11 protein-coding genes are annotated in these 22,278 nt (G+C 36.8%); 6 read left to right on the top strand and 5 right to left on the bottom strand.

Annotated elements, in window-relative coordinates:
- Positions 1-130: 130 nt before the first annotated feature.
- The 5 genes from ACLHG9_RS14145 to ACLHG9_RS14125 all read right to left on the bottom strand — a co-directional run bounded on the left by ACLHG9_RS14145 (position 131) and on the right by ACLHG9_RS14125 (position 17,214).
- Positions 131-6,019 carry a T9SS type A sorting domain-containing protein gene (locus ACLHG9_RS14145; protein ID WP_410222149.1) on the bottom strand — a complete coding sequence of 1,963 codons (5,889 nt, stop codon included), beginning with the start codon at positions 6,017-6,019 and terminating at the stop codon, positions 131-133.
- A 155-nt stretch (positions 6,020-6,174) separates the two neighbouring features.
- Positions 6,175-10,152 (bottom strand): T9SS type A sorting domain-containing protein, encoded by a 3,978-nt coding sequence (locus ACLHG9_RS14140; protein WP_410222148.1) that lies wholly within the window; start codon positions 10,150-10,152, stop codon positions 6,175-6,177.
- A 275-nt stretch (positions 10,153-10,427) separates the two neighbouring features.
- Positions 10,428-13,712 (bottom strand): fibronectin type III domain-containing protein, encoded by a 3,285-nt coding sequence (locus tag ACLHG9_RS14135; RefSeq protein ID WP_410222147.1) that lies wholly within the window; start codon positions 13,710-13,712, stop codon positions 10,428-10,430.
- A gap of 263 nt (positions 13,713-13,975) precedes the next feature.
- Positions 13,976-16,315 carry a phosphocholine-specific phospholipase C gene (locus tag ACLHG9_RS14130; RefSeq protein WP_410222146.1) on the bottom strand — a complete coding sequence of 780 codons (2,340 nt, stop codon included), beginning with the start codon at positions 16,313-16,315 and terminating at the stop codon, positions 13,976-13,978.
- Positions 16,316-16,344: 29 nt separating this feature from the next.
- On the bottom strand, positions 16,345-17,214 hold the full coding sequence (locus ACLHG9_RS14125) for an aldose 1-epimerase family protein (RefSeq protein ID WP_410222145.1): 870 nt from the start codon (positions 17,212-17,214) through the stop codon (positions 16,345-16,347).
- 221 nt (positions 17,215-17,435) lie between these two features.
- On the opposite strand from ACLHG9_RS14125, the gene ACLHG9_RS14120 reads away from it, so the two are divergent.
- The 6 genes from ACLHG9_RS14120 (at position 17,436) to accC (ending at position 22,227) form a co-directional block, all read left to right on the top strand.
- Entirely contained in the window at positions 17,436-17,915 is a 480-nt protein-coding gene (locus ACLHG9_RS14120; RefSeq protein ID WP_410222144.1) for a YceD family protein, read from the top strand.
- Between the two features lie 20 nt (positions 17,916-17,935).
- On the top strand, positions 17,936-18,127 hold the full coding sequence (rpmF, locus tag ACLHG9_RS14115; protein WP_243358170.1) for a 50S ribosomal protein L32: 192 nt from the start codon (positions 17,936-17,938) through the stop codon (positions 18,125-18,127).
- Between the two features lie 95 nt (positions 18,128-18,222).
- On the top strand, positions 18,223-19,161 hold the full coding sequence (gene plsX, locus ACLHG9_RS14110; protein WP_410222143.1) for a phosphate acyltransferase PlsX: 939 nt from the start codon (positions 18,223-18,225) through the stop codon (positions 19,159-19,161).
- A 15-nt stretch (positions 19,162-19,176) separates the two neighbouring features.
- Positions 19,177-20,172, top strand: a complete 996-nt coding sequence (locus ACLHG9_RS14105) for a beta-ketoacyl-ACP synthase III (RefSeq protein ID WP_410222142.1) — start codon at positions 19,177-19,179, stop codon at positions 20,170-20,172.
- 99 nt (positions 20,173-20,271) lie between these two features.
- On the top strand, positions 20,272-20,757 hold the full coding sequence (gene accB, locus ACLHG9_RS14100; RefSeq protein ID WP_410222141.1) for an acetyl-CoA carboxylase biotin carboxyl carrier protein: 486 nt from the start codon (positions 20,272-20,274) through the stop codon (positions 20,755-20,757).
- A gap of 129 nt (positions 20,758-20,886) precedes the next feature.
- Positions 20,887-22,227 (top strand): acetyl-CoA carboxylase biotin carboxylase subunit, encoded by a 1,341-nt coding sequence (accC, locus tag ACLHG9_RS14095; protein WP_243358180.1) that lies wholly within the window; start codon positions 20,887-20,889, stop codon positions 22,225-22,227.
- The last annotated feature ends 51 nt before the right edge of the window (positions 22,228-22,278 follow it).

Below are 22,278 nucleotides of genomic sequence, written 5' to 3'. Positions count from 1 at the left end.
TTGTTATTGTTCTTAGTAGCAATTAATTACAAGTATACCATTTTTTGATAAAACAACCCCTCCCATCAACCTGTTATTTTTTTCCTTATTTCATTTATAAAAGATTATCGCATCTTTAACAACCATTGTCTTACAATTTTATCAACTTAGAAGCAGCTAATCTTTTACCACCTTTAGCGTCGTAAATCTCAGCAATATAAGTTCCGGTAGCATATCCTGTAATATTTAAACTATGTCCCTCTATTAATTCTTTAGCCTTAAGATTCTTAGTAAGTAGTATTTGTCCTGAAAGACTAATTATTTTTACAGTGTAAAAGTCTGAAGCCACCGCTCCATTATATTTTAAAGTAAAGTCTGTCTGTACTGGGTTTGGATATAAGTTTAATTCTTTCTGAACATTCATCTCAACACTTTCTTTAGATTTAACTGCCTTGATAAATTTAGTTGTTTCAGCCAAGCTTCCTTCATGTACAGTCGAAATATAGAACCTATCATTAATAAGTTCTGTATTTGCATCGGCATCAATAGTAAATTTATAAATTGTGTTTCCTCGTAAAGGAACTGCTTTATTTAAGAGCTTATCATTTAATTGTAATACATATCCCGATGGAATATTTGAAGGATTAAGCTCAAGCAGGAAATTATTTTCTTTTAAGGCTTGTTTAAGTGTAAGTTGAATAGGCCTATTTAACTCATTAACATCAGGCATTTTATTAATAGCTAAAGCTATTCCATCAATAGAGCTGGTATAAAGGGCCAGGCCTTGTCTGTCTCCCGGCATAAATCTGATATCTTCTATACCATCATATTCTGCTTTTTTTCCTTTCATGAATAAAACGGCTGTTTCGTCATCAATGGTACGATCATTATTAGACAGTTTTATCTTTAACATCGGTAAAGCTTCCGAAAATAAACCCGTTGCCGTCACAGAGAGTTTACCTGAGTTGCCTGAAACCATAGATACAGGATTATCAACAGCCATCATTAAAGGAACTGATAAGTGAGAATTTACCTTTGCACTCTCGTTAAAGGTAAAATTGCCACCGTTCGTTTTACTTTCTACAAAGAATCCTTCTCCTGAAAGAATATATCTACTGGCTCCGTTAATACCTGTATTGGTATCTCCATCATAAACGGCATATTTCTTTTCGACAGGATTATAATGTCTTACGGAGTTATTTATTAAACCCGATTTATCCAAGCCTCCGCTATTCCAGTCTATGGTTGCCGCATAAGGGTTACCTAATAAATTAAATCCTCCGGTTGATGCATAATAAGTAAGAGGAACAGTAATAGATCCTTGATTTAATATTCCTTTATAATCCATCACTATACTTTCAGGATCTGCAAATGGCTTTTGCGTTTTATTGGTCAGATTATTTATTCGATCTCCCCTGTAGAATAAATAAGTTCCCCTGCCAATATTTTCGCTTTCGTTTATATTATTTATCGGTTCAAAATCACTGGTGTATTTCCATATGCTACCGGCTGTACTTAAAGGTTCATCAAAACCTCCCGCTGTACTGGTAATACCTGTTAACCACATATCATCAATATATTGGTTAAAGCTATAGGTACGGTTACCATAACTATTGGTATTTATAAACGAAGTTGTATTATCATAAACAGGTGAAGACAGTAAACGATAGGTACGATAAGGATCAACAGATCCTCCACTAATAAACCTTTCTACTCTTACTGAACCAGTAATTTTAGCCGTTGCAGGTAAAGAAGCGATAGTGGCCGAACCACTGGATGCTGATTTCAGGTTAAGCAATCCGTTAGTTTTTAATTCAGTATTGGCATCAACGGTTAATATCCCATCTGTTTTAACCGAGAAATTACCTGAACTTAAAGTTTTTACGCCACCATTGGTAAATCTTACATTTTTGAAAGAGAGGCCATTACCACTATCAGAGCCTTGATCTGTTATAGTTTGGTTATTGCCATTAAATACCAGATCAGTGTTATCAAGATTAATACGGCCTCCAGAAGATAACCAGCTTGATCCAATATTAAGTGTACCTGAAGTTCCTGTTTTTACTCCACTACCTGAAGTAATAAATGCTCCATTATATGTTCCTGCTAAAATATTTTGCGCTGTTGTTCCGGCATATTCTACACCCACAGTCCATGTTCTTCCAACGGGCAAACCGCCATTAGCTCTTGTTATTAATTTGCCCGCACCAATATCCGTAAAAGATCCAGCTAAAATATTGGTTCCTAAATTCAGGGATGCAGTAGCCATAGGACCTATTGAAATCTGGCCGTTTACAGTATACGTAACGGAAGACGTTGAGATTACAACACCCTTATCATTATTAACTGTTAAATTATTTATAATAGAAGGCAAACCATCTCCTGTTTGTTGGGCAACATCTCCATTATATATAAAATTACCCAGTCCATAGGTTTTAGTTCCTGTATTTTGCAGGGTTCCGTTTAAATTTCCTGTAGCGGTAAATCCTTTGGCATGTGCAGTAATTAACGTAGATCCGGCACCCATAGTAAAGTTACCACTTGTACCATCAATAACAGAAATACCAAAATCTACAATAGCATTGTTAGCTACCGAAAAATTTAACAAGCCTTCAAAACCACCTCCGGTTCTGTTAAATTTCTGTGTAGTACCGCCATTAAATATTAATGTTCTGGTGCCTGTACCCGGCCCCGCTTTTAATGTCCCTCCGGTTATATTAAAATTTCCTCCTACATATAATGTACCATCTCCATTTGATCTTAAAATATTAATGGTTCCTCCTTGTATTTCAAGGTTACGCCTAATAACAAGTGCGCCTCCGGGTGCTGTTAAATTTAAAGCTCCACTACCTGTTGAAATAACTTTAAAATCCCGAGCTGAAAAACCACTTTGTAAAATTGGGCCTGTAGAAACGTTTTGTCCTGGGTTATTCCATATAAAATCAGAGAATGATTGAGATGTTCCATTTATTGTGGAAGCAAAAGTAGTATAGCCCACCACTTCACAGATCGACCCTGTATTCCAGATCATATTAGCACCACTTGGAATGGCTGTGCTAGAATTACCAATATCATGTACATATTTACCTCCATTATCAATGGTTAATTTACCATTAGTAATATTAAGACCTGCTTTATGTACTAATATTCCTTTAATAATGATTCCTTGGCCCGAAAGTGCGGTACTTGTTTGGATAACTAAAGTACCTCCGCTTTGAACCTCTACATCGTCTATAGATGAAATATTAGATGTTATAGTTACAGTATGTCCATTTAAGATAGTGATCTTGCTGGCATTTACAGTTGGCACCAAGGTTGCCGGAGACCAGTTAGAAATGCCATTGGAAGAAGTTTCCCAAATTTGGGAATTATTCCAGATTCCGCTTGCAACGGATCTGAAATAGTCGGAAGCCATACTTGAGGTTGTTGGATCAGGAATAATTACAGTCTCTTGAATTAGAGGGGCGTGTATATTATCTTTTACTGTAACTGTTTTGCTGCCAGCAGCAACAATATTAACATTTATAAATTTATATCCACCACTAACTAGATCTGTAAGTGTTGGGCTTATTGTTGCTCCTGCATCTGAACTGCTTGTTGAGATAGAATTAGTAATATCATCTGTCGGATTATAAAATTGATCTACTGCTCTAACTTTAATTTGAAAAGATTTACCTCTGGCAGGAATAATAGGATTTCCCGTTTTACCTGTTATAGTACCTGGAGCAATATTCTGATTAGGTAATAATACTAATAGCTTTGCATACTCTCCAGCCGCTACAGAAAAACCTGGGCTTGTACTTGAAGTCTTTAATCCGTCAGTTACATTTACAGCAGTCAATGTACGTGTTGCTGAAGAAATTGCGGTCACTAAAGATATGTTAAAAGTAGCCTCTCCATTAACTAACGTCACATTAGATGGCATAGTGGCATTCGCATCATTACTTGTGATACCCACTACATCTATAGCTGAATTTACTAAATTCCCAACGGCATCAGCCGCTCTCACCACTACCGGAAAAGAATTTCCTGCAATTGCACTATTTGGTGTTCCCGTCTTCCCAGCAGCTACTCCCTGACTAAAACTTTCGCCAGGTAAAATCATTACAAGTTTGGTAAAAGCTCCTGCAACAACTGTTGGCAAAGAAGCATTATAATTAGTAACTGTTGGGTTGGTCTGATCTTTGGCTGTAATTACTGGAGTTTCACCCGCTTTATTAAAAGTTAAAGTAAACGACACTTTTCCTGCAACTAAGTTTTTAGCTCCTGGAGCAACAAAATTATCAACATTTGCAATTTGTACAGCAATGTTATCTGTGGCAGTCGCTACATTGTTCCAATTATCATCCATCGCATAAGCTGTAACATTATAAGCTATTCCTGCAATGGGCTCAGAAGGAAGCCCTGATTTTCCAGTAGGTGAACTCGGATCTAAGCTTTCGCCTGGGTATACAACCAAAAGTTTTCGAAAGCTCCCTAATACAACTGTAAAATTTGATGTATTAACAGTTTTAACAGGCGAACTATCATCTGATGCGGTTATAACCGATGAGGTTGTTGCGGTATTAACTGTTATATTAAAAACTTTTGTTCCGTTAACTAAGTTCGAAGCAGGAGGTGTAACAGCTGCAGCATCATTTGAGGTAATTGTAATTAAATTATTTGAGTTAACAATATTCCAATTAGCATCTACAGCATTAACTCTGACGGCTATATTACTCCCTGAAGTAGTAGAAAACACTCCTGAAGTAATTTTTCCTGTAGATGTTCCTGGAGCTGCAGTTTCATTAGGTAACAATACCTGTATTTTTGCATAAGCTCCTGCTGTAACTGCTGGCAACGATCCACTATAAGAAAGGATGGTATTGTTTGTATTATCTTTAATTGTTGAAACCGGAGTTTCTCCTGCAATTTTAAAATTCAGATCCCGGGTAGCAGATCCTCCACTCAGACTAACAGCCACAGGATCTGTATAATTACTAACTCCAGTAGAATTCACGGCAACATTATCAGTGACACTTACCTTATTCCAGTAGTTATCTACGGCATAAATTGTTATTCTATAATTACTGCCAGCTATAGGGGCAGTTGGCGACCCTGCTTTACCCGTAACAGAACCTGGTTCAAAAGTTTCACCTGGTAAGACCATTAATAACTTACTAAAAGCGCCAACATTTACTTTGAAGCTGGTAGTGTTAGAAGGTAATATCGCCGGATTTGAAACACTCATAGCTGTTATATATCTATAAGCATTAGCGGTAGGAAGAGAGACTGTAAATGTTTTTATACCTCCAACTAAATTGGCATTTACAGGTAATCCCGCATATGTGTCATTTGATGTAATAGCTATTTCATCTGCAGCAGTAGTAATCAAATTCCATGCATAATCTACAGCATTTATTGTAACATCTACTGTTTCTCCTGTGCTTTTTATTGTAGCTTCAGTAGATAATTTACCGGTTGTTGATCCAGGGTTTAGTGTTTCAGTAGGTAAAAGGGCTATTAATTTTATAAAAGCCCCTGGCACTTTAGACAAAGGTGCTACAGCTGCACCTACATCAAAGCCCTTTATTATTCCATTCCCTCCACTTCTTGTAAGAAGAATTTCAGGGCTTATTGTTTTAGTGACAGACTGAACTTCAATTCCTGATAGAGTAATTGAATTATCTCCATTTGTATTGCCTGTTACGGTATAACTAACTATCAATGAAGTTGCCCCCACAGAAACAGCAGCATTACTAATATTAGGGCCATTTACAATAACAGTTCCTACTCCCGTATTAAATTGCCATCCAGCAGGTCTTGTGAAAATTAGTGTCCGGTTAGATCCAGCTGTAAAATCCCCTGGAGCAGTTTCAGCAATTACAATATCTCCTAAGGCAGTATAAGCTGGACTTGGGCCTACGCTAGATTTATCATTAGAAATATTCTTTCCTCCTGTAGGCATGGTAACCACAACATCTGCAAAGGCAGAAAGACCCACAAAAACAAGACAAAAGACAAGGAATATTGTCCTTAAACCAGAAGTATAAAGTTGCATAAGCTATTATTTAGATTATAAGCCTTAAGACTATAACACGTTGTAAACTAATCAAGTGGGCGAATTTCTAAAAAAAGATAGTTATTTACAACACACTCCAGCCAAATACTTATTTATAAGTATCTTTTTTATTATCGCCAAAAATGCTTATGTAGTTAGTTCTTGATGAATTTAGCAGAACTCAGATGCTTTCCGGTAATCGTATCCACCAATTTAACTACATAAACCCCTTTTTCTTTAGCACTAAAATCAATATTTAACCCACTTTGCAGCTGTTGTTTCTGCACTCGTTTATTATCTATTAATTTTCCTGCCGGGTCGTATATGTTTATTGTATAGGTAGACGACGATTGCTCGCCATTGTATGTAAGTGTAAATATAGTAATTACTGGGTTCGGGGAAACAGATATTGGTAAATTATTTTTTTGAAGGTCATATTTAACACTTTGTTCATTCAGAACCTGTGCTTTATCGCCATTTCCGTCAACATACCACAGTCTATAATAGTTCGTCCCGATTACAGGATTTTTATCAACAGTGGTATAAGCACCTGCTCCTTTAACATTTTCTTTTGTTAAATAGACAAATCCTAATTGATCTGTTGCTTTTTCGATTTCAAAGTGGCCTTCACGCACATCTTCAGAAGTTTCCCATTTAAGCTGTACACCATTATTGGTTTTCAGGGCATTAAAAGAAGAAACTTTTATAGGCAAGGTTGAAACTGTATTAATCCAGATTTCGAAACGATTATCTCCTTGTGTTTCTTTTATATTTTTATCTATGCTAAAGGTATAAACTGATCCTTCTTTAAGAACTGTTACTGTATTTAGATAATGATCAGAGAGCTTAACCTCATACTGGGCAGGGATATTGCTAAGATTAAATTGCAGACTATAATTACCCGAAGTTGCGGCACTAGCAGATAATTTAATTTTAGTGCCTTCTTGTATTTCGGGCACATAATTGATTGCCATCGGTACAGATACAGCATCTGATGATAAGCTCGACAAGAAAACTTCTTCTCCCGGCGCACTCTGAACATCTTCTTCTGTAGCTTTACTTTCTGCGCCTTGTTTCATTACAATGAGGGTCTCAACCTCATTTAATGCATTCTCTTTAGTTAGTTTTATTTTAATTTTAGAAGAAACAGCAGAAGTTCCATTTAAAACGTTATCGGCTACACCTAATAATGATTTTCCTGTTATCGAACCATTTGCATTGGAAACTTTTGCGTTTTCAGTAAAAGTAATTGAAGGTGAATTGTTATTGCTTACCATAACAAAAAAAGATTGACCCGACTCAATATATCTTGAACCTCCATTTACCTCATCTTCTCCATTAAAAATAGAGTATTGGCGTGTAGCAGGATTCCAAATACGCACAATCTTCTTAATATTTCCTGTACGTTCAACAGCTAACCAATCTATTTTTGAAGCGTAAGGATTGCCTACTAAGCTAAAGCCATCGGTAGTACCATCAGATGGCACATAATTTAAAGGAACGGTTATACTTTGCTGGTTTAAGATTCCTTTAAATTTAATTGTGGTAGCTTCAGGATCAACATAAGGGCTTTTTAACTTATCGTCCATATTAGAACGATCTCCCCTGTAAAAAACATAAATACCTCTTCCAATCCCTACAGGTGAAGTAAGTTTGGGTATAGGCACAAAACTTCCATTGTGAGTAGAAACGGTGGTACCATTACTTGGTGAAGTATCAAACCCGTTTTCAGGTCCTTTTGGACCTGTGATAATCATAGCTTCAATTAGCTGTTTTGCACTGTAAGTTCTTATCCCTTGCCCTTGATCAGAAATAAAACTGGTTGTATTGTCATATACGGGAGCCGAAAGCATACGGTATGTCCTGTACATTGATTTTGGTCCACCGGTTACAAATCTTTCTACAATTACCTCTCCTGTAATTGCACATCCCTGAGGTATAGGCGCTACCGAAGCAGAATTGTAATGATCTGATTTCAACACCAGTTTACCTGCCGCATTTAAAGTGCTGTTATTATCTATATACAGATTACCATTAGATTGAACAGTAAAAATTCCACTACCGCCTAATATTTTTTTACCACCTCCTGTAATTTTAAGCTCTTTTAATGATAATCCTGATCCCGAGTTAGAGCCATTATCTATTATGCTTTGGTTGAGCCCATTAAATACTAATAAAGTATTATTGGTAATCAAATCTATGTTGCCTCCTCCAGAGGTCCAGTTTCCGCTTATATTAAGACTATTACCTGAAACTGTTTTTTTACCAGAACCACCAAACACGATATCTTTATAAGAAATCGCTCCTATAACACTCTGTGCAGTATTTGACAGGTATTGCACATTTCCCAAAAAACTCAATGTTTCGTTTCCACTTATAACCAATGGAATGGCTCCGTACAACAATAAACCTCCCTGTTGATTGAGGTTAAATGTATATCCTTTTACAGTTGATAAATTCTGGATAGACTGATTCACCGAAAAAGCAGGAGAACTGATATTAAATACAGCGCTTGTAGCAGAAGCTGCATTAAACAGCAGTTTTTCTACTTTCAATGTAGATACATTAGCATTGATCGTGTTAGCTCCCTTAGGAGAAATTGTAAAATTACCTTTTATATCCAATGTACCTGTTCCACTTATTGTAGCAGAACCTTCTGCCGTTGCAGTTGAAGTAACCGTTAATGTTGCATTATTAATGGTTAAAGTTGCTGATTTTCCGTTCCCAAAAATTAAGGCTCCTACAGATTGTGCTGAACTAAGTTGAGGTTGATTGGTAAAAGTATTTACTCCTATTCTTGCCTGATCATTAGAAGTAGGAACACTGGCAGGGGACCAGTTTGAAGCCAAATTCCACTCTGATGAAGAAGAACCTACCCAGTCAAGATTTTTACCCGCAGCAACACTTGGTGTCTGTACGTTTTCAACAACACCTCCAGAATTTGGATAATTGATCTGAGAACCGGATGATACCATATCTGTAATTGTTGTAATACCAAAAGTAGCTCCTGGAGTTGGGTTAGTTTTTATCCCCACGGTGATAAAATAAAAAGCACTGTTTACCAAAGATCCATCTGCATTGCCTATAGAATAAAAAGTTTCTTTGATGTTATAATTCTGGATAGTTCCATCGTAATAATCAAGCTTCGAAACCACTGCATCATCAGCATTGCCAAAAAAATCATCTGTTGATCTGTTTAGATACATATTACCGGTAACCACTTGGGTTATATTACCAGAAACAGAGAACTTAAGCTGCGACATGTCAAAAAATCCGCGTGTCTGTACTCTCATTCCATAAATAACTGCATTTTGTGTGCCCGCAATTAATGGTTTTGAAATACCATTGGATGTATCATTAGCTCCGCTAACATTAATTTGCATGCTATATAATTTCATTTCATCAAAAACAAAACGACCTGCTGCTGTTGATGAAACCTGCATAGCAGAATAGCCATAGTAGTTGATGTTATTGATATATGATTCTCCCCTATCTGTGGTAGCTTCAGTTTTAGAGGCCGAATAGCCATCTACATACAGATGCCAAACAAACTGTCCTCCTCTTTTCAAACGTTGCACTCGAATAGCATAAGTAGCATTGTTTCCTGATATTTTAGATAAATCTACACTAACCAGATTGTTATAGTGATCTGCGTAGATGCTGTTATCATATTTAGACCTTAGGTATAAAGTAGAGCCAACTTGCGTTAAAAAAACACCCTTAGCTGTCTGTAGATTACTATTTTCTGCAAGTAACCAATATTTCCAGGCATTTTTACCATTGTTTATTTCATCAGAATTATCTGTATTTCCTCCATTATTTTTGTATAACAGCGTCCATTCATAGCCAAATGTTTCATTATCTAAATTGGTATTCGCGGTTATAAATGACAACTGGTAGGTAGCAGCTTGTCCATTACCAGTACTTGCCCAGGCAAAACCTGCGTTATAGGTAAGATTATTGGTTGAAGATAGATTTAATGCGTTATTTATTCCTACTTGGGTAATTCCACTACCCAGAGTACCGCCATTAAAATTATTGTAATAATAACCCGCACTGCTAAATACTTGTGCACAAATAAAATCAGGTAGAAATATAGAGATTATAAAAAGGAGTATATGCTTAATCTTCATTTGGTTTTTCCGAATGATTTCATTCGGCTATATAGAAAACCAAAAAACAAGCCAGTTGTAAAAAACCGCTACTTAACTCCATCTTTTATGCCCTTTCAGTTAGAAAACAGGTAATTTTTATATTATGAGTGTAGATCTAATGAACATGTGCACAAAAAAGAATAAGGCTCTTTTTCCCCAGTTTGCGGAAAACTTATCTCAGTATCCAACCTTATCTCCAAGAAACATCACAACACACTAAAAAACAGCATGTTAAAAATCAAAAGTATCCATCTTTACTCCTTTATTATCTTTAAACTCCCAATTTTAACTGTATGATTTTCACCGGTAAGTACAATCACATAAATACCCTTTCTCAAAAAATCTAACCTCTTCTCTACTCCATTGACCAATTCTTTTCCTGTCACCTTAAATTCAACAGCTTTTTTACCATCTATTCCTGAAATTTTTACTTCATATTTTTCCTGTTTCAACACACCATTATATTTCAAATTAATAACATGCTTTATGGGAGAAGGCCAAACCATAAATTTGATTGGTTCAGATAGGTCAAACTTTACATAAATGGGGTCTGAGATTACTTGTCCATCAACTTTTTGTTGTATAAGCCTATAATAATTGGCTCCCTTATCAGGAGAGAAATCTGTAACTTCATATTTTAACTGATGTGCTAACGCTTCTACCTCTTTCATTGTGCGGTAAATACCATCAACGCCCATTTTTTCAACAATAAACCGTTGCGTATCTTTCAAGTAATCCCACTTTAAAACAACCGAATTATTTGTTTTAGATGCTGTTAATTTAACCTGTTCTACAGGTAAGGTCTGCACAAGCTCAAACATCAAGGCAAATCTCTCTGTTCCCTGACTGGCAGCATCATTTTTATTGATTTCAAAGTCGTAAGTACCTCCATCTGCAAGCTCTTTAATAACATTCAGATATTTATCCTGCAATTTTACAGTGTATTTAGGATCGAGCTCTTTCAAATCAAAATTCAAAAAATATTGCCCGCTAACGCTTGAAGTTACTTTTAGGTTTACTATTTTACTTTCGTTAATGGTTGACATAAAATTGATACCCAAAGGTTCTTTATCTGAAGAAAGGCTGGATAAGGCAATAGTTTCTCCAGCCAGTTTAAAACTATCTTCTGAGTCAAATGCATCATTTGATTGGCCTGTAAATACCAAAGCAATTTCGTCTTCGTTATATATACTAAGTCCTTTCATTTTTATGCGTAATATGTTATTGCTTAACGCATCGGTGATAGAATTATAAGAAAGTTTACCTTGGTTACCAACCCCAGCTGAGCTTTCATTTGTATTGAGCATGGCAACAGGTTTTACAGACGAAGCTTTAATTCCTTCTTTAAATTTAATTTTAGCCGAGGCTGCATTAGCCTGAACAAAAAACGACTGGCCTGAGGCGATGAATCTATCCCCTCCATTCACTCCTATGCCATTTTTATAAGTTGAGTAATTATGGAACACGGGATTATAAATCCAGACCGTACCTTCTATATTTACCTTATCTGTTCCCCAGTTTGTAGAATCCCAATCAATAGCAGAAGCATAGGGATTACCTAAAAGATTAAAAGTTAGGGCATTATTATAAACCAGGTTAACTGTAACATCCTGTTGATTAAGATTTCCTCTAAAACCCATAACCACGTCTTCCGGATTAGCATAAGGAGCTTTTATCTTAGTTTCAGGATTATTTCTATTCCCCCTGAAAAACAGGTATATTCCTTTACCCGAAGCCACTGATTGCTGCATATTGGTAACCGCTACAAAATTACCATTGTGCGTATATAAAGACGGATAATCATTATTATATGAAAAATCAAATCCGGCAGCTACTCCTCCTGCTCCAGTTACAAGAACATGATTTTTTATGTCTTGCAAGATGTATGTTCTATTTCCGGGTAGATCGGTGTTAATGAAATTATCTGTATTATTATAAACTGCAGAAGACAACATTCTATAAGTACGATAAGGAGTAGCCATGCCTCCTTTTATGAAACGCTCTACCATTACCTTACCTCTTATGCTACTGTTAGCTGCAATAGGAGCTACTGCCGCTGTTTGCGTTTGGGTAGATTTTAACACCAATCCATCGTTGGTATAAAATATACCATTTTCAACTGTAAGCAAATCTGTTATATTTAAAGTGCCGTTAAGGGTTACATTAGCAGGGTTATTGATCACTAAACGGTAAATTACAGCTTGCTGAAAAACATTACCATAAAGCGTCTGCATAGTTGCTCCATTAAATTCAACCGAACCATTATTTGCAATAATCTGACCGGTATTACTCAATTGTCCTGCAATTTTTATGGTTCCGTTATTTTGAACCGAAGCCCCATTCTCTATGTTAAGATTCCGGACAGCAGCAACAGTAAGAGAAGAAATAACAGGAAATCTTGGAGAGGAAGCAGGAATAAGCACATCTGCCGAAGAGTTTGGAACAATTCCCCCGCACCAATTATTGGGCTCTGTCCAGTCTGTATTTGTGTTTCCCAACCATAAACTACCATTACAGCTAACTAAGGTTTTAACCGTCCCATCAACCGATGCACTGAGGTTTTCTCTAATAGCAAAAACTTTATAGTAATAGGTAGTTCCGGTAGATAACCCAGTATTATTGAAAGAAGTTACATCTGGAGCTACCTGCCCAATATAATCATAAGTCCCTGTTGAAGTAGTGGAGCGGTATATGGCAAATCCCAGTTCATCATTGGAATTATCTGTCCAATTTAAAGTAACAACGTTTGTACCGATACTCGTAAAAGCAAGATTGCTGGGGGCGGTTGTTTCTTGCGGATCGAACACAAATACCTGATTGCTTAAAGGCATACCATTAATGGAATTCGTAGAGGATACACTACTTACCACAGCCGTATTAGAAAGATTATTTAACGATAAAAACCCTTTCCCCGGCGGACCGCCTATACCGACCGTAGCACTTCTGTTGTTAGTGTTTGTTTGCGTGGTTTCCTGCTTATAATTAAATTGAACATTTCCATTCTCAATTATTTTTAATTGAAATGTTATAGTTGAAACATTTACAGGAAGCACCAATAATATTCCCTGTGCATTTTTATCCCATCTTATTTTATTCCATTCAACAGTAAAAATCCTATTAGGATAGGTTCCTTCTACCTTAGTTGAATAATTGGTTGGACTTAAAAGAGATAAATCTAAAGGAACCAGATCATCCCAAAGCGGAGCTAATACCGGCCCTTCACTGTTAACAGATACAAAGTCGTTAGCGGGATAAGATTGAGTAAGATTTGCACCCAATCTTACTAAACCATTTGTACTTACTGATAGCTTGGTGTAACGATTACCCATGTACCAGAAATCAAAACCTATGTTTACATCATTAAACACATAATTACTTGACCCTCCCTGCAAAAGAGAAAGGCCTGAAATACTTGAGAATGTACTGGTAGTACTGCTAAATGCATATTTACTGATCTGCTGCGCAGAGCTTTGCGTGCAACAGAAACTAACGCATAAGGCTATAGCAAGCCCAATGGCCTCTTTCAAAGGTAGTTTCATAGATATAGGTAGATAGGTGTACTACGAAACAACCAGAAAAGGAATCAGCAAGAAGAATAAAGAAAGGAAGCGTTAAAAATATTTTCCGTTATCTCGCAATAATTAAATATACGTTTTTACCTCTATCTTTCAAAATATTTCTCAACATATAACCCTCAATAACAACAAGATGCAAAAAGATAACTTTATTAGTTCATCAGAAGTTACAGCATCAGATCAGGTAATTCTTACATAAGCAGAAGCAGTTTTTATGATACCAGCACTTATCCCTCCGCCATAAGCGGATCACTAATAGAATTCAGACCTGTTTCTATATGACCGGCATAATGCCTAAGATAAGAATCAAAACCTTCAACTTTAATTTTAAAGTTATACCAGCCATTGCCTGGCTGTAGATCCATTTCAAAATCAAGATCAGACTTAGGCTTTACCGGCCCTATTTTATGATTAGCGACATGGTATTTATCATCATAAATCCGTACTTTCAAAGCTTGTTTACCTTCGTTAAAAAATCTTATACTTAATTTGGGTTTCGCTTTACCTGTTCCATTATTTTGAACAGGTTGGCAAACTACAATTAAATCCGGATCAAGGTGGTTACCTTTAAATTTCCGGTAAAATCCGTTGGCACTCTGCACAGAAAGTTCATATCTTCCCTCATCAAACAGATCAATATCCCAATTATCTGACAGTTGATCGCCTGATTTTACCGCATAATACCAGTTAGCTCCCTGTTCGCCATTATAAATATTTTGTGCAGACACATTAAAAGGTACTCCACTACTATATTTTAATACCTCAAAGTTTACAATCAGCTTATTTTTTTGTGCATTTAATGCCGCATCTGCCTTTACATGATAAGGTAGTGCGCAGGCTGGTTTAAATCCTTTTTCCTGCCTGCTTATTACAGGAATATTTTTCAGGTCTGAAGACGTATTAATCTGGTGAATCAGATCTGTGCCTAACCCTGCAGGGATATTCTGTTTAGGTTTACTTTTTAATTGTTGAATATGATCAAGAACCTGGTCTCTTACCAAAGGTTGAGGCTGGTCTGTTTTTTCTCCATGATAAGGTCTGAATACAGAAGTTAGATCGCCACAGATATTTCTGCGCCACGAACTGATCATGTCACTTTTTATGGCTTTCCCGGTTTTTCTCTCAATAAATTTTTCCAGAAACATAAGCGTACTGGTATGGTCAAAAATCTGTGAATTTACAAAACCTCCCCTGCTCCAGGGCGAGGCAATGATCATGGGCACACGGTAACCTAAACCAATAGGGTTACCCGATTCTTTTTCGAAATCCGAACGAACATCTATACCTTCTGATACTTTTCCGTTAATTCCTTTTTGGGGAACCACATAAGGAGGAATATGGTCAAAGTAACCATCATTTTCATCATAATTAACAATGAAAATGGTCTTTTTCCATATCTCCGGATTTTCGGTCAAAATATTTAACGCTTCAGAAACATACCATACTCCATAAAGAGGCGAGCTTGTATGATCTGAAAAGCGTTGTGGTGCTACCAGCCATGAAACCATAGGCAATTTACCTTCGTTTACATCTTTCCTGAATTGGTAAAAGATATCTCCTTTGGGTATATTCATGGTTTCCGTTTTTCCCTCGTCATCTTTATAACTAAAAGGTACCAGTTCCAGATAATCAGGGTTATTGATATTGGTTGTAAATGCTCTATCTACCAAATTTTTTTCTTTAGGGCTTAGCTTTTGGTATTTTGCCTCTACTTCTCCGGCTGTTAACGGTGGATTTGAAGTTTTATCTCCATTTTTTCTGAAATATGCCGAGAGTTTTACATGATGTCTTTTTACATATTCCAGGGCATTATCACCGTAGTTTCCCAGCCAATCGTCTGTTTCGCCTTTTAGATTGGCAGTCCATACCTCATTTTGGTAAACCCTCCAATCTATCCCATTATCTTCCAAAACTTCTGGAAAAGTTTGCCAATCTATAAAAGTATTGTTTCTCGATTCTGCCTGCGAATTATTAACCACAGCTTTATCAGAACCATTGGTATCTGCACGTACATTACCTGTCCAGTAGAACAATCTGTTAGGAGTGGTACCGGTTAACGAAGAACAGAAGTGCTGATCGCAAACAGTGAATGCATCTGCTAGGGCATAATAAAATGGAATATCCTCACGCTCATAATGCGCAAGGCACATTGCAGATTTTACAGGAACCCATTTATCATATTTTCCTTTATTTCTTGCTGCAGTCTGATCTGGCCATGAATGCGCCAATCCTCCTTGCCATGTTATACGGGTTTTATTTAAATCAATCCTAAAAGGAGCATACACATTGCCATTTTTATCGCCTTGTAGCCAAACTTTATTACCATTAGGTAAGATGTGGGGATGTGGGTCGTTAAAACCACGTACGCCTTTAAGCTTGCCAAACATATGATCAAAAGAGCGATTTTCCTGCATTAAAAAAACAACGTGCTCTGCATCGTAAAAAGTAGTACCTGGGTTGGGTGATATAGCTACTGCTTTTTGTATAGCATGGGGCAGGACATTTTGTAATGCTATTGCTCCCGATAATAAACCTGTTCTTTTTAGAAACTCTCTTCTGCTATTCATTATTATAGATATTTAATCTGTTCTTTATTTCAATAACAGCTCACACTCCATGATCTCTTCCACTTACCGCCTCCATCTAAGCTAACGATTCCTTCTTTATCTGTTAATTGCTGGTTATGTTGCTTTCCATCGGCAATACCACACCAGGGCTCTAAACACACAAAATTAGCATCATGAGCCGCCCAAATGCCAAAATAAGGAAAGCCCTCAAAAGAAAAGCACAAACCATGTTCATTTTTAGTGTTATTAAGACAGATCTTTTTACTTTTCAGATCCCTAAGCACCAGCGCATCATTGTAGAACAGTTCATGCTTTAAAGGAAGTTTACCTTGTTTAAGCGCAATAACTGTGAATTCATCTGTTATGAGGTTATCTTTTATATTCAAGCAATTTAACTGCTTATCTTCATCAAATGAGAGGTAGTAATCTTCATAAGTTCCTTGTTTGTTAACAGGTACGGCAAAAGCCGGATGACCGCCAATAGAAAATAACAAAGGCATTTGTGATAAATTCTCTATCTCGTAATTACAGACCAATTCATAATCGTTCAGCTGATATCTCACATTTAGCTGAAATAAAAATGGATAGAGCTTAAATGTTTCTTCTGTTGCCGAAAGACCCAGCAAAACTTCATTTTCTGTTTGCTGTAACAAAGTAAAATTCATATCACGTGCAAAACCATGACGGGGTAATTTATAAGCTATATTATTATAATAATAAGTATCATCTTTAAGCGCTCCAACAATTGGGAACAGTATAGGACTATGCTTACCCCAATATTGTGAATCGGCATTCCACAACAGCTCTCTGTTATTATTTATATCTTTTAACCGGGTTAGCTCTGCACCCTTAAGCTCAAATTCGGCATTTAAGTATTTATTACTTAACGTTATAGGCATCTATTATTATTTTTAGGTAAACGTATAATTTAGCGGAGCTCAAATTAAGAAAAAGGTTTTGATGTTAAAACTCTAAAAACCAATCGCAAAAAGCACCAAACCTTTGTGTTTCTTTTCAAAAATATTTTCTAATCAAAAAATAATTCCTACCTTTGCAGGCTAAAATTTAAGTACAATTGAAAGCGTTAAAACAATTTTCGATACCGTTTTCCGGCTTAAAATTGGGAAAGCATCAATTCGATTTCGAAATTGACAATAGCTTTTTTGACGCATTTGAGCATTCCTTAGTAAAAAAAGGAACGCTTAAAGCTACGGTTGATCTTGACAAACAGGAAACTATGCTGATTTTAACCTTCCATATATGGGGTTCAATTCAGCTTACCTGCGATAAATGCCTGTCAGATTTTAACCAGCCAGTTGACTTAAATGAACGTCAGATTGTAAAGTTTGATGAAGAAGAGGGGGACAACGATGATCTGGAGATTGTGACGATATCCCGAAAGGAAACTGCTATAGATGTTTCAGAATTGATATATGAATTCATCACTGTGGCTGTTCCTTTTATTAACAAATGTGAGCAGGCAGATCAGCAATGCGACCCTGAAATGTTAGCAACATTAGCTAAGCTTGCTACTGATAAAGAAGAAGACAAAGAACAAAATGAAGACCCTCGTTGGGCTGCATTAAAAAATTTAAAATAATAAATTAAAATAACAGAGAAATGGCACATCCAAAACGCAAAGTTTCTAAACAAAGAAGAGATAAAAGAAGAACTCACTATAAAGCTGAAGCGCCTTCTTTAGCAACATGCCAAACTACTGGTGCGGTACATGTTCCTCACCATGCTTATAACGTTGATGGTAACTTATACTACAACGGTAAATTAGTAGTAGAAAATACTTCAATAGGTTAATTTTCTGAAAAATTTTTGTGTTTTCAATTCGTTTAGCTTTAACTTAGACCAATTGAATTTAAAAGGCTAAAGCCTTACGCAAAAGATTTTTTACTATGAAAATAGGTCTCGATATTATGGGCGGAGACTATGCTCCTAAAGCAGTGGTTTTAGGAGCAATAGCAGCCCATCAATCATTATCACCAAATGAGCACTTAGTGCTTATTGGAGACACGGAGCAAATAAAACCTCTACTTTCTGAACAGGGTTTCAATCCTGATCACTTTGAATACGTACATACCACCGAAGTTATTGGTATGGGCGAACATGCCACAAAGGCTATTCTTCAAAAACCCAATTCAAGCATTTCTGTAGGCTTCCAGCTTTTAAAAGAGGGTAAAATAGATTCTTTTGCCAGCGCAGGTAATTCTGGAGCAATGTTAGTTGGCGCTGTTTTCAGCGTTAAAACTATCCCAGGCATTATAAGGCCTTGTTTATGTACTATCGTTCCTAAATTAAAAGGCGGTGTAGGCCTGCTTTTAGATGTAGGCGCTAACGCAGACTGCAAACCTGATACACTTTTACAATTTGGTGTACTGGGTAGCTTATATGCCGAAAATGTTCTGCAAATCAACCATCCTAAAATTGCATTAATGAACATTGGAGAAGAAGATGAAAAAGGTAATATGTTAGCCCTGGCAACTTTCCCTTTAATGAAAGAAACACAACTTTTTAACTTTGTTGGGAACGTAGAAGGCCGGGATTTATTTAATGATAAAGCAGACGTGATTGTTTGCGACGGATTTACCGGAAACATAATGCTTAAACTGGCTGAGTCTTTTTATGTACTTACCATTAAAAAAGGATTAAAGGATGAATTCTTTGATCGTTTTAATTATGAGAATTATGGTGGCAGCCCGGTATTGGGCGTAAATGCTCCTGTTTTAATTGGTCATGGCATATCAAGTCCGGAAGCAATCAAAAATATGATTTTCCAATCGCGTGATATGGTAAACACGCAACTGGTACAAAAAATACAAGCCGCTTTCCAATAAAATAATTTAAAAGAAATGAGTAAAATTCACGCTGCCATTACCGCAGTTAATGCCTATGTGCCCGATTATGTTTTAACCAATCAAGAATTGGAAACCATAGTTGATACTTCTGATGAATGGATTACGACCAGAACAGGCATTAAAGAACGCAGAATATTAAAAGGTGAAGGTTTAGGTACATCTGATATGGCCGTTGAGGCTGTAAACGGATTGTTAAAGAAAAGAGGAATTGAAGCTACAGATCTTGATCTGATCATTTTCTGTACTACCACTCCAGATTTTACTTTTCCTGCTACGGCTAATGTTCTTGCCGATAAAATAGGCGCTACCAATGCCTGGGGGTATGACCTACAGGCCGCTTGTTCAGGTTTTATTTTTGGCTTAACAACTGGGTCTCAGTTTATTGAGTCGGGTAAGCACAAAAAAGTATTGGTTGTTGGTGGCGATAAAATGTCGTCTATAATCAATTATGAAGACCGCACCACCTGTATCATTTTTGGAGATGGATGCGGTTGTGTTCTTTTAGAGCCAAATACTGAAGGTTTAGGTATCCAGGATGCCATTTTAAAAACTGATGGATCTGGAGGTAAGTACTTGGGCATGAAAGCAGGTGGATCTGTAAAACCAGCAAGCCATGAAACTGTGGATGCTAAAGAACACTTTGCACATCAGGAAGGGCAAACCGTATTTAAATTTGCTGTAACCAACATGGCTGATGTGGCAGCAGAAATTATGGAACGTAACCAACTAGGCTCAGATGATGTTGCATGGTTAGTGCCTCATCAGGCTAATAAGCGTATAATCGATGCCACAGCTACTCGTATGGGAGTAAGCTCAGAGAAAGTAATGGTTAATATTGAGCGTTATGGAAATACCACAAACGGAACTATTCCTATTTGCTTATGGGAATGGGAAAAACAACTTAAAAAAGGCGATAATCTAATTCTCGCTGCATTTGGAGGTGGTTTTACTTGGGGTTCTGTGTATCTAAAATGGGCTTACAATAGTTAAACTATTAAATATAACGCCCTCGTAAACAAAATAAAAACAAAAAACATTAACTTAGTTAAACAAACAATACACCAATTTTTTTAACATAACAGCAAAAGAATGGATATTAAACAAATTCAGGAACTTATTAAATTTGTTTCGCGTTCGGGTGTAAACGAAGTCGCTATTGAACAAGAAAACTTCAAAATCACTATAAAGACCAATCAAAATCCGGTTTATGTAAATGCAGCAATTCCTACTCCGGTTGTAGCGCAACCAGCAGTAGCTCCGGCACCTGCTGCCCCAGTACCACAAGCTGCTGCCCCTGCCACACCTCAAGCTCCGGCCGCAGAAGATACTTCTAAATATATTACTGTAAAATCTCCTATGATTGGTACATTTTACCGTTCTTCAAGTCCTGAAAAACCAGCATTTGTAAACGTTGGTGACGAAATAGGTACAGGAAAGGTACTGTGTATCATAGAAGCTATGAAACTTTTCAACGAGATTGAAAGTGAAGTTTCAGGACGCATCGTTAAAATTTTAGTTGACAATGCTTCGCCGGTTGAATATGATCAGCCACTATTCTTAGTTGAGCCTATTTAAGCTTCTATTATTATTAACGTTACCCTGAACTTGTTTCAGGGTCTCTTTTAAAATAATCATTTTAGATGCTGAACAAATTCAGCATGACGTCAGCTCTTTTAAAAAGACCTGACGAAAAGGAACGAGACTATGTTTAAAAAAATATTAATTGCCAACCGGGGCGAGATTGCTCTACGTGTAATACGTACCTGTAAAGAGATGGGCATTAAAACTGTAGCTGTATATTCTACTGCAGACAGAGACAGCTTGCACGTACGCTTTGCTGATGAGGCTGTATGTATAGGGCCACCTCCAAGTAAAGATTCTTATCTTAATATCCCCAATATCATATCAGCTGCCGAACTGACCAACGCCGATGCTATTCATCCGGGCTATGGTTTTTTATCTGAAAATGCTAAATTTTCTTCAGTATGCCGTGATTATGGTATAAAATTCATTGGAGCTTCTCCTGAGCAGATCAATTCTATGGGAGATAAGTCTTCTGCAAAAGAAACGATGAAAAAAGCAGGTGTGCCAACCATACCTGGTTCTGAAGGCTTATTGCAAAGTGTTGAAGAAGGTATCAGATTAGCCAATGAAATGGGCTATCCTGTTATTTTAAAAGCAACTGCAGGTGGTGGTGGCCGTGGAATGCGTGTAGTTTGGAAAGATGAAGAATTTGAAAACGCTTGGGATAGCGCACGTCAGGAATCTGGAGCAGCATTTGGAAACGACGGGCTTTATTTAGAAAAATATATTGAAGATCCACGCCACATTGAAATTCAGATTATCGGTGATCAATATGGTAAAGCATGCCATTTATCTGAAAGAGATTGCTCTATTCAACGCAGACACCAAAAATTGGTAGAAGAATCGCCTTCTCCGTTTATGACTGATGAATTACGTCAGAAGATGGGAGAAGCCGCAATTAAAGGTGCTTTAGCGGTTAACTATGAAGGAGCCGGAACTATTGAGTTTCTTGTTGATAAACACAGAAATTTCTATTTCATGGAAATGAATACCCGTATCCAGGTAGAACATCCTGTTACTGAAGAAGTAATTAACTTCGATTTGATCAAAGAGCAAATTAAAGTAGCTGCGGGAGTTCCAATATCTGGTAAAAATTATACTCCTGATATGCATGCCATCGAATGTCGTATCAATGCAGAAGATCCATTTAATAACTTCCGCCCTTCTCCTGGAAAGATTACCAATTTCCATTCGCCGGGAGGACATGGCGTTCGTGTAGATACACACGTGTATGCAGGTTATCAAATTCCTCCAAACTATGATTCTATGATCGCAAAGCTTATTACCGTAGCACAAACACGTGAAGAAGCTATCTGCACCATGGAACGGGCTTTAAGTGAATTTGTAATTGAAGGCATAAAAACCACTATACCGTTTCACTTGAAACTGATGAAAGACCCTAATTTTAGGGCAGGTAACTTTACCACCAAATTCATGGAAAGTTTCAATTTTTCAGAGTAAAATAATCTTTTAGCAATAATAAAAGTCTTAATACCATTCTATTTAAAACAG

Origin of the sequence: Pedobacter sp. (assembly GCF_046462515.1) — a bacterium.
GTDB lineage: Bacteria > Bacteroidota > Bacteroidia > Sphingobacteriales > Sphingobacteriaceae > Pedobacter.
This window is presented reverse-complemented; position numbering and strand designations above follow the sequence as displayed.